The following is a 9,755-nucleotide window of genomic DNA, read 5'->3' on the forward strand; positions in this document are numbered from 1 at the left end:
CACATCCGGCTACCGGCACCAGGGCCATGGCCGGGGATGCCGACGGCGCTCCGCCGCGCGTGATGCGGATGCGGCAGCCGCCCTCCTCCACCTCAAGCTCCGTTACCGGGGCGTGGGCCAGCAGGTCGATCAGCCGCCTGACATGCGAAAGATCCACCGCTCTCACGCCGCGCCGGCTGTCTTCTTGGCGAAGTTCAGGCCACCCACCACCTGCATGGTCGGCAGCACTTCCATGAAGCTGACATTCATGCGCTGCGGCGCCATGACGGCGAAGGCCACGGAATTGGCGATGTCCTCGGGCAGCAGGGATTCATATTCGTCAAAGAAACGCTTCTTCGCTTCTTCCATGTTGCCGATCAGGCGGCCGAACACCTCGGTTTCGCACCGCGCGGGCGAGACTTCCGTCACGCGGATGTGGTGGCCGAACAGGTCACAGCGCAGCTGCTGCGACAGCGAATGCACGCCCGCCTTGGTGGCATGATAGGTGGTGTTGCCACCGGCAAAGGCATAATGCCCGGCAATGGAGGTGATGTTGACGATATGCCCCCGGTCGCGCGCGATCATGCCCGCCACCACCAGCCGCGTAAGCTGCAGCACCGCGCGCAGGTTCACATCCACCAGCGCGTCAATATCCTCCGGCGTGGTGTTGGTGATGTTGCCCGTGCGCGACTGCCCGGCATTGTTGACCAGCACGTCGATCTCGAGATCCCTGACCAGCGCCTCGATCCCGGCCTGGTCGGACACGCTGACGGCATGCGCCACGCAGCCGGTCTCCTGCGCCAGCTTCTCCAGCCGCGCCGCGTCACGCGCCATGGCGTGCACTTCAATCCCTTCCGCCGCCAGCTTGCGGACAATCGCCGCCCCGATGCCAGAAGATGCGCCTGTGACGAGAGCGGTACGATACGGCTGGTTGCCCATGGTGAAAAACCCGATCCTGAACTAGAGAAACAACGCCACCCGGCCCCTGCTGGATGCCGGATGTCCAGATAATCACTTCATGCTAACGACCGCGTCCAGCGCGCGCCAAGAGCACTTCGTTCTCACGCCATAACATAATACGATAACCCCGCTGGACCAGACCACCTTACGATGTGATCCATATGTATTTCAGTTCTCTATGAAGGATTGCAGTGAATAGGGTGCGCCCCGAGGCTGGGGCCACACAAGAGATTCCATATCCGGTTCATCCGCTGGAGCGCGCGCGGCATATTCAGGCAGATCCCTACACCGGACCCCACAAAAATCTGTTCAGAGCGGCCGGATTATCTGGTATCCCATCGCACATTGTTGCCGTGAGATCCTTCATCGTGAAAATTCTTCAATTCATCTTCTATTCGGTTGGATCCATAACAGGCATTATATTTATAATCGCGGTAGTTATTTCCAGTTTACATCAGCACACCATAGAAACCGCTGCTACCGGGTTGCAGCAGTCAGTCATGGCGTCGGCGCAGCCCCAAAATACCGACAGTTCCGCCAAAGCTTTCCTTGATGAATTGCCGGGTCCTGATCGTATTGAAATGTACCCGTATGATGCAGCCGCCACGAACCAGTCATGTGCGGAACAGTGGACAAAGAGAGGGGTTCTTGACCAGGAAATGGAGAATTACTGCGTCAATGAGGAAAGGGAAGGTTACGCCAGACTTGTAGAAACAGCGCAGAAGATTGGTGGTTTCTCCTGGGGGAAACCCCTGTTTGACTCCCAGACCGCAAAATGGACCAAAAGGGGAGTTGTTGATTATAACGAGGTCAATTTTGTATTGTCGCAGGACTATGACGCCTATCTCGACCTGAAATACGCATACAGCCATGAAGGAATCAATACTTCGGCCCTGGCGCAGGCGATGGACATAGCCAGCAGATCGAACTCGGGCATTTCCATGATCGCGTTTTCTTACAAACGGATTATCGGAAAAAACTGAATTTGAATATTGATAGATGATACGCCTCGCCATGATAGTACATTCCACAATTTTTAAGTAACATCTCCATGTAATGGATACGTCATGGCAATATGGTACGCCGTGGCGAAAGAACCAGAGGGCTGGTCCAGAAAACCGCGCTTACTGGTCCTGCACAGGACAGGCGAAGCGATGACAGGTACCTTTCATCAGCATATCCAACCGCATCAGGCATACTCCGTGCCACATCGCCATAGTCTGCGTGTCGTACCCTTTCGGGTCCATGCCGTCCTGACCGATAATAATATCCGGTTTGCCAAGCAGCCTCGTCATCAGGACGCGTCATGGTTATCATACCACGGCTTCCTCCATCCTTCCGGCCAGCCCGGAGGCACAGACCTGACCAGGTGACTTGATGAAACTGCCTTTTTCTTTCGTGCTATTGGCCGCACTTACATGCGCGACAATAAGCGCAAGCGACGCACGAGCAGGAATATCCCGCATTGCCGAGGAATATATCGATCCCTGGATGGTTTATGGCGGTTCGGACAACGGCGTTCGCTCATGTACCGTCGTAGCAAAGGTTGCTCAGGGCGCTGGCTTTGCCGTGCAGGCTTCCGATGACAACAAGGTCGCGATCCTGCTTATCAATGCCGCCTACAAGACTTCCGCCCTCGATCACGCCAACGTTACTGTTGACATGAAATTCGATGATACCCCATCCCTGCACTATGCTTCCGTTGTCTCAGCCAATGCGGGCACTGTCAGTCATGTTGTGGACGCGAAGGATCTTCCCGGTCTGGTCCGCTCCCTGTCCGATGCAAGGGTGCTCACCCTGACGATCTCGGCCCCCGTGAGCCAGACATGGAAGGTGGACCTGACAAAGGCCTATTTCGCCATGAAGGCGATGAAACGGGACTGCATTCTCTCACAGCACCTCGATAACCTGCCCGCCCCGTTCACACATGACGATCCCTATCTGAACGAACCCGATCACCAGAAGCCGAAAGCGGCAGGGGATGCACTTCCGGCAGTCCCTGCTCCGGCGCCATCGCAACCAGCACCGCCGCCCCCGGTGCCAGGCATGGAAGGTGTGCCACAGACCGATGCCAGAACCATGTACGAAATCGGCCGGTCCTATGAGCAGGGCATGAACGTGATGCAGGACTACGCCGCAGCGAAGGAGTGGTACACAAAAGCTGCCGCCGCCGGTGATGCGGATGCAATGGGTCGGCTGGGCTGGTTCTACTACCACGGGATCGGTGGAACGGCGAAAGACGATTCCCTCGCAAGCAGATATTTCCTGCAGGCCGCCAGAACCGGAAATGCAGCGGCATTAATCGAGTTGGCGAATTTTTATAATAACGACAACCTGTTCATCGTAGGTGGACCAAAAGGCAAAGAAATAGCGGAAGAACTTTATATACAGGCCGCCAATACCGGAAGTTCCGATGCCATGGTGGCGGCCGGGGACTGGTACGCAGCCAACCCTTTGTATATCGAAAACCCTTCCGCCAAAAGCCTCCGGATGTATCTGAGAGCCACCGATGTCGGCAATGTCGTCGGCATGCAGAAGGCTGGCTGGGACTATGTAATGCGGATCGGCATGCCAGGGAAGAAGCCAATCCGGCCAAGGGTATTGAACTGCTGAAGAAAGCGGCAGACGGCAACAACATCGAGGCAATGCGAGACCTTAGCCTGGTTTATAGCGGCACCAACGTCCCGGACGGCACGGCACCGATTGACAAGGCCCAGAGCCAGTACTGGTGGACTCTGTTCCTGAAAACACGAGCCCGCCAGAATGCCCACTGACCGGGCTGGCGAACACATCTCACGGCCCGGACATAACGCCGAATTCGGAGTGGCCTGCCGCAACAGGCCGCTCATACCTGCCTGCAAAAGGGTTTTCAGACACCCTGCCGCCCTGTTCCCCCCAGACCTGCGGGCAGTCTCAGGCGGCGTGCGTGGTCGCGACGCCGCCATGGCGTATCTGTCCCGGTCAAATCCCGGGACCAAACAACTAGCACCTTGATCCATAAGATTATCCGATAGCCTCACACCCAGAATTGTGCTGGCTATCGTTACGTGAACGCTCATATTTTACAGGGCAGGCACATAGTGCCGCGAGACTTGTATCGTTACGGTTCTGGATCAATGCCGGGACCAGCCATTTTCAGGGCATGAACCAGCACTGTTCCAGGGACTGTGTATTTTGAACACGGATATGAAGAACGATGTGGAGCGCGATACGGGGGCGGCTCCCGCAATAAGCATGATCGGCACCCGCGCCATGCTGTTCGAGGCGCCGGGTGATTTCACCATGGCCCACCAGCGCCGCATCTGGGCGCTGATGGACGCGGCGCGCTCCCGGCCCGGCGTACAGGAGCTTATTCCCGGCGTGACCAACCTCATGCTGGTTTTTTCCGCTCCGCCCGCAAGCCCCGAAGCCGTGGCCGAATGGCTGCGCCATGCGTGGGACACCCTGCCCGAACGGCATATCGAGGGCCGCTTGTTTGAAATCGGCGTGCGCTATGGCGGCGCGCTGGGCGAAGACCTGGCAGCGGTCAGCGCCCATGCGGGCCTGCCGCCGCAGGAGGTCATTTCCATCCACCATGGCAGCGAGTACACGGTCTGCGCCATAGGCAGCGCGCCGGGCTTTGGGTACCTGCACGGGCTTGACCCGCGCATCGCAACGCCCCGCAAGACCGTGCCGTCACTGAACATGCAGGCCGGGACCGTCATCATCGGCGGCATGCAGGCCGGCATTTCCGCGCTGACCGGGCCTAATGGATGGAATTCCATCGGTTACACGGAGTTGCGCCTATTCGATCCCGACCGGCAGCCGCCCGCCCTGTTTGCCGTTGGCGATCGCATCCGCTTTTATCCGGAAAGCATAGAGCTGTGATTACGATCCTTGAAACATCAGCCCTGAACACGGTGCAGGATCTGGGCCGCCCCGGTTACCGTAACCTCGGCGTGGGCACATCGGGGGTGATGGACCCCCTCGCCCTGCGGGTGGGCAATATCCTGCTGGGCAACCGGGACGATGATGCCGGCATCGAACTCCAGACCTATCCCTTCGCCCTGCGCCTTGACGCGGCGACCAGCTTTGTCGTGACCGGCATCGACGCCGTGATCGAGCTGGATGGCCGGGCCATCCTGCCATGGATGGTCACAACGGCGGCGGCTGGGCAGGTTCTCCGCGTGGGGCCGCCCGCAAAGGGCGCGCGCGGCTATATCTGCGTTGCGGGCGGGATCGACGTGCCGGTCGTGCTGGGCTCACGCAGCACTCAGTTGCGTGGCGGCTTTGGCGGGCTGGACGGACGCCCGCTGGAGGCGGGGGATACACTGGAAATCACCGGCGCCCCACTTGATGTCTCGGGGTACGGCGCGCTTCCCCCCACCAAGGTTCTCGATGCCGTAGCCGGGCAGGAAGACGGCAGGCTCATCCACCTGCGCGCCATGACCGCGACCGATTACGGGCTTTTTACACCGGAGGCACAGGAACGGCTGTGGAATACCCACTGGCGCATCACGCCGCAGAGCAATCGCGTGGGCTACAGGCTGGCGGGCGAACCGCTTGAGCTTCGCCACCCGGTGGAACTGCGTTCCTACGGGGTCATAGCCGGTATCGTGCAGGTTCCGCCCGCGGGGGAACCCATCGTGCAACTGGCCGACGCCAATACCGTGGGCGGCTATCCCCGCATCGCCACCGTGATCGAGGCCGACCTGTGGCGGCTGGCGCAGGCGCGGATCGGCACGCGCATCCAGTTGCATGAATGCAGCTTCGAACAGGGTGTCGCGGCCATGCGGCCTGTCGATACCTATCTTGACGGCCTGCGTACGATGGTTGCCCATTACCGCGCATCCGCCCGCCGCCGCACTGGCGTAAAGTCTGGAGACAAGGCATGAAGATCGACCTCAATTCCGACATGGGCGAAGGCTTCGGCCGCTGGCGCGTTGCCGATGATGACGGGTTGATGGAGGTCGTGTCCTCGGCCAACATCGCCTGCGGTTTCCATGCGGGCGACTACGCCATAATGGACCGCACCGTGCGGCTGGCGAAGGAAAAGGGTGTTGGCATCGGGGCGCATCCCGGCCTGCCGGACCTGACCGGTTTCGGGCGGCGCGCCATGGCCATATCCGATGCCGATATGGAATCCATGCTGTGCTACCAGATCGGCGCGCTACAGGGCATTGCCGCGCGCCACGGCCACCGGGTGACGCATGTCAGCTACCATGCCGCGTTTGGGAACATGGCCAATGCGGATGAGGGCCTTGCCCTGCGCCTGACGCGCGCCATCGCCGCGCTGGACCGGGAGCTGAGCGTGTTCTGCATGCCCGGACAGGCAACGGAGCGCGCGGCTGAAAAAGCCGGGCTGCGGGCGCGGACCCTGTTCCTGGCCGACCGGGCCTATACCACGCAGGGCACGCTGGTTCCACGCGGGCAGCCGGGGGCGGTCATTCATGACCTGGCGGCCGTGCGGGCGCGCGTGAACCAGTTCCTGCACGATGGGTCGGTCACGACCATCGACGGCACGCGCCTGCCGGTCAAGGCCCAGTCCATTCTGGTGCATAGCGACACCCCCGGCTCGCTGGAACTCGCCCGCGCCATCCGCGCGGAAATCGAGGCCACCGGCGCGGTGCTGACCCCGGCCTGCCAACTTGGGGACTGACAGGCCCCCAGCCATAAGAATTTCTTATTGCACGGCAACGAACTCCTATAACCTGGAACAGCCCCCCTGCGTTACGATAACGCAACGTGAAACACGCAGGGGGTACCGGCCGGAACTGATCCTTCATGAAGCGCGTCCCCGTCCATGTCGTGCATTGAGGTACGGACAAAATGAAGCATGACCTGAAACGCGGGGCACTCCTTCTGGCATCGGCGACATTTTTTACCGCCGCCCTCAATGCCCTGCAGAAACTGACAGGATCGAGCCTTCCCGCGCTTGAGATCATTTTCTTCCGTAACCTGTTTTCCCTGCCCTTCGTGCTGCTGATCGCCTCGCGCACGGGCATTGTACTGAAAACACATCACTTCGGCGGCCATGTGCTGCGCTCGGTTGTCGGGCTGGTCAGCATGATCATGGTGGTGATAACCGTCACGCGCCTGCCGCTGGCGGAACAGCAGGTCCTGTCCTACACGCAGCCGCTGTTCCTGGTCCTGCTGTCCATCCCGCTGCTGCATGAACGGCCATCGCTCCAGCGCTGGATCGCGGTCTCGATCGGTTTTTCCGGCGTGATCGTGGTCGCACTGGGCAAGGGGCTGCTGCATGGCGCGGGCGGCGCCGTGCCAAGCTGGGCCTATTTCATGGCACTGGCGCAGGGGGCCGTGGGCGCCCTGACCACCATGCAGATCCGCCAGCTTTCCGCCACGGAATCCAGCACCACCATCGCCCTGTGGCAGGCCATCCTCATGACGGTCATGACCGCGCTGCCCCTGCCCTTCATCTGGACCACGCCCGGCATGACCGAGGCCGCGTGCCTTGTCGCCGTGGGGGCCTTCGCCGGAATCGCGCAGGTCTTGCAGACCGAAGCCTTCGCCTCGGCGCAGGTCTCCGCCATTGGTCCCTTCGCCTATTCGGGGCTGGTGTGGGCCGCGCTCATCGGGTGGTTCGGCTTTGGGGAAATGCCCGGCCTCGCCATGGTGCTGGGCGGGTTGCTGATCATCGGCTCGGGCGTGTGGATGCTGCGCCACGACCGCCCCGCGAAACGCAAGGTCGTGGCCGAAGGAACAATGGATGCGGCCACGGGCACCCCGCCATGACCTGGCGCCTGAACGTGGCAGCCCCTTCCCCATGGTCAATTCAAGGCACATCAGGAGTCCCACAGCGTGACAACAGGTGAAATCGCCACCGATGCGCGAAGCAGGCGCGCAATTCCCGCCCGCTACGTGTTCTTCTTTCTCGTATTCCTGATGTACGCCATCAGCTATGGCGACCGTGCCGCGCTGTCCATCGCCCTGCCCTCGATGGGCAAGGAATTTTCCCTGACGCCGGTGCAGATGGGCTGGGTCTCGTCCAGTTTCCTTTGGTCCTATTTCCTGCTCAACCTGCCCTCCACCATCGTGCTCGACATGGTGGGGGCGCGCGCCATCGGCAGCCTTGCCGTGGGGGTATGGTCGTTCGCCATGCTGCTGGGCGGCATGGCGCAGAACATTACGCAGTTCCTGCTTACCCGCATGCTACTGGGCGTGGGGGAAGCCCCGACCTTTGGCGTGGGGGCGACCGTCGTGCGCAACTGGGCGCTGCCGAGGGAGCGCGGATCGGTCATGACCCTGCTGCTGACCGGCATGCAGCTTGGCCTGGCCGGTGGCACGATCGCGGGGGCCTATCTCATCACCTTCTTTGGCTGGCGCTTCGAATTCATGGCGCTGGGCTGTGTTGGTATTGCGTGGGCGCTGGTCTGGTGGCTGGTTTACCGCAATCCGGAGGAAAAAGCCGACGCGCCCCGGCGCAAACCCATCTCGATCGGGGAAATACGCAACCTGTTCCGCTCGTCCTCCTTCATCGGAATACTGGCGGTGCAGTGTACGCAGAATTACCTGAACTTCCTAGTCATGTCATGGATGCCGCTGTACCTTATCCATGAACTGCACATCGACATTACCGGCACCGGCAACAGCACGGCGCTGTGCTATCTGGTGGCGGCCATTGGCGCGGTCATTATCGGGCGCATACTGGAGCATGTTGTCTTCCGCAATGGCATCCATCCGCCTACCGGCGTTTTGTCGTCGCCATCTGCCTGGCCGGGGCCGCGATAATCGGGCTGCTGCCGCATTTCCATACCATGACGCCCATCCTGCTTGTGCTGTCCGGCGCGCTGGCGTGCCTGATCGCGGCCAACGGCGCCAATACCGCGCTGCTGACCGACATGGTGGAAGACGGGCGGAAGATGGGGGCCGTAACGGGCGTCACACTTACCTGCAGCAATTCGCTGGGGCTGCTCTCCCCCATCCTGACCGGATATATCGTGTCATGGACCGGCAGCTTCGACATGGCATGGTATATGTGTGCGCTGGCCCTGATTGTCGCAGCCCTGCTGTCGCTCGCCATGGTGCGCACCCCGATCCGGATGGACGGACGGACAGGACAGGATTACAGATAAGGTCTTTGGTGAAGCTGTTTTCAGTCAGATCCAATTTGTTTTCAAACAGTTTCCAAGCTGCGCATCGCCGGGTACAGGCCGCGATAACGGGCCTGCCGGGCATGATAGGCATCGCCCAGCGCCGGATCGGGTGTCACGGTTTCCCTGCGTTGCGGCGGCAGACAGACCGCCGCGACACTTTCCCCGGTCACGGCAATCCGCGCCAGACGGGCCGCGCCAAATGCGCCATCCACCTCGCCATGCGCCAGCCTGTGCAGCGACAGGCCCGTAACCGTGGACAGGATGGAAACCCACAGGGCGCTACGTGAGCCACCCCCGATGACATCGGCCTGTGTCATGACGGAACCGGCCTGCGCCAGCACATCCACGACATCACGGAACGAGCACGCCACCCCTTCCAGCACCGCCTGCGTCATGTCCGCACGGGTTGTATCGTGCGACAGCCCCGCGAATACCCCGCGTATGTCAGCATCGTTATGCGGCGTGCGATCCCCGGACAGATAAGGCAGGAAAACCACGGGCGATGGCCGCGCCACCGCTGGCGGCAGCTCGGCCAGAAGATCAGCGACGGACAGACCCGCTATTTGCGCCCACCAGGCAAGGGAGGACGCGGCCGAAAGTGTTACCCCCATCTGGTGCCATGTCTGCGGCACGGTATGGCAGAACGCATGCACGCCCCCATCCGGATGGGGGCGGAAGCGATCCGTCGTGACCCAGACAACCCCAGACGTGCCGAGCGAGAGA

At 61.1% G+C, this 9,755-nt stretch carries 10 protein-coding genes and 1 pseudogene; 8 read left to right on the forward strand and 3 right to left on the reverse strand.

Translation table 11 applies throughout. From position 1 onward, the window contains the following. Positions 1-162: 162 nt before the first annotated feature. Positions 163-918 carry an SDR family oxidoreductase gene (locus tag JCM25156_RS05740; RefSeq protein WP_025812432.1) on the reverse strand — a complete coding sequence of 252 codons (756 nt, stop codon included), beginning with the start codon at positions 916-918 and terminating at the stop codon, positions 163-165. A 221-nt stretch (positions 919-1,139) separates the two neighbouring features. On the opposite strand from JCM25156_RS05740, the gene JCM25156_RS05745 reads away from it, so the two are divergent. Beyond that, complete coding sequence (locus JCM25156_RS05745; protein WP_148299336.1) at positions 1,140-1,922, forward strand: hypothetical protein; 783 nt, start codon at positions 1,140-1,142, stop codon at positions 1,920-1,922. 141 nt (positions 1,923-2,063) lie between these two features. On the opposite strand, the gene JCM25156_RS29360 is transcribed toward JCM25156_RS05745, so the two are convergent. Beyond that, the gene (locus JCM25156_RS29360; protein WP_159104970.1) at positions 2,064-2,234 is read right to left on the reverse strand and encodes a hypothetical protein; all 171 of its coding nucleotides are present in this window, start codon (positions 2,232-2,234) and stop codon (positions 2,064-2,066) included. A gap of 82 nt (positions 2,235-2,316) precedes the next feature. On the opposite strand from JCM25156_RS29360, the gene JCM25156_RS27080 reads away from it, so the two are divergent. The 7 genes and pseudogenes from JCM25156_RS27080 (at position 2,317) to JCM25156_RS21900 (ending at position 9,011) form a co-directional block, all read left to right on the forward strand. After that, the gene (locus JCM25156_RS27080; RefSeq protein WP_084296458.1) at positions 2,317-3,552 is read left to right on the forward strand and encodes a tetratricopeptide repeat protein; all 1,236 of its coding nucleotides are present in this window, start codon (positions 2,317-2,319) and stop codon (positions 3,550-3,552) included. Positions 3,553-3,584: 32 nt separating this feature from the next. Further along, positions 3,585-3,713 (forward strand): hypothetical protein, encoded by a 129-nt coding sequence (locus tag JCM25156_RS32010; RefSeq protein ID WP_277909381.1) that lies wholly within the window; start codon positions 3,585-3,587, stop codon positions 3,711-3,713. 412 nt (positions 3,714-4,125) lie between these two features. Then, a complete protein-coding gene (gene pxpB / locus JCM25156_RS05760) occupies positions 4,126-4,806 on the forward strand; it encodes a 5-oxoprolinase subunit PxpB (RefSeq protein WP_034958522.1) in 681 nt (226 codons plus the stop codon). Further along, positions 4,803-5,813 (forward strand): 5-oxoprolinase subunit C family protein, encoded by a 1,011-nt coding sequence (locus JCM25156_RS05765; protein WP_025812436.1) that lies wholly within the window; start codon positions 4,803-4,805, stop codon positions 5,811-5,813. The genes pxpB and JCM25156_RS05765 overlap by 4 nt, the downstream gene beginning before the upstream one ends. Continuing rightward, positions 5,810-6,577: a LamB/YcsF family protein gene (locus JCM25156_RS05770; protein WP_025812437.1), complete on the forward strand. Its 768-nt coding sequence runs from the start codon at positions 5,810-5,812 to the stop codon at positions 6,575-6,577. Before JCM25156_RS05765 ends, JCM25156_RS05770 begins: the two co-directional genes overlap by 4 nt. A 170-nt stretch (positions 6,578-6,747) precedes the next feature. Continuing rightward, on the forward strand, positions 6,748-7,671 hold the full coding sequence (locus tag JCM25156_RS05775) for a DMT family transporter (protein ID WP_025812438.1): 924 nt from the start codon (positions 6,748-6,750) through the stop codon (positions 7,669-7,671). 150 nt (positions 7,672-7,821) lie between these two features. Next, a pseudogene (locus JCM25156_RS21900) lies at positions 7,822-9,011 on the forward strand (MFS transporter). Between the two features lie 41 nt (positions 9,012-9,052). On the opposite strand, the gene JCM25156_RS05785 reads toward JCM25156_RS21900, so the two are convergent. Further along, positions 9,053-9,755 (reverse strand): FGGY-family carbohydrate kinase (locus tag JCM25156_RS05785; protein WP_025812439.1); only part of this gene is annotated, 703 nt, incomplete at its 5' end.

This window comes from Komagataeibacter kakiaceti JCM 25156, from assembly GCF_000613305.1.

Excerpts from the sequence above, each read along its gene's own strand:
- JCM25156_RS05775 (WP_025812438.1), top strand. The coding sequence starts at position 6,748 with ATGAAGCATGACCTGAAACGCGGGGCACTCCTTCTGGCATCGGCGACA.
- JCM25156_RS05770 (WP_025812437.1), top strand. The coding sequence starts at position 5,810 with ATGAAGATCGACCTCAATTCCGACATGGGCGAAGGCTTCGGCCGCTGG.
- JCM25156_RS29360 (WP_159104970.1), bottom strand. The coding sequence starts at position 2,234 with ATGACGAGGCTGCTTGGCAAACCGGATATTATTATCGGTCAGGACGGC.
- JCM25156_RS32010 (WP_277909381.1), top strand. The coding sequence starts at position 3,585 with ATGCGAGACCTTAGCCTGGTTTATAGCGGCACCAACGTCCCGGACGGC.
- JCM25156_RS27080 (WP_084296458.1), top strand. The coding sequence starts at position 2,317 with ATGAAACTGCCTTTTTCTTTCGTGCTATTGGCCGCACTTACATGCGCG.
- JCM25156_RS05740 (WP_025812432.1), bottom strand. The coding sequence starts at position 918 with ATGGGCAACCAGCCGTATCGTACCGCTCTCGTCACAGGCGCATCTTCT.
- pxpB (WP_034958522.1), top strand. The coding sequence starts at position 4,126 with ATGAAGAACGATGTGGAGCGCGATACGGGGGCGGCTCCCGCAATAAGC.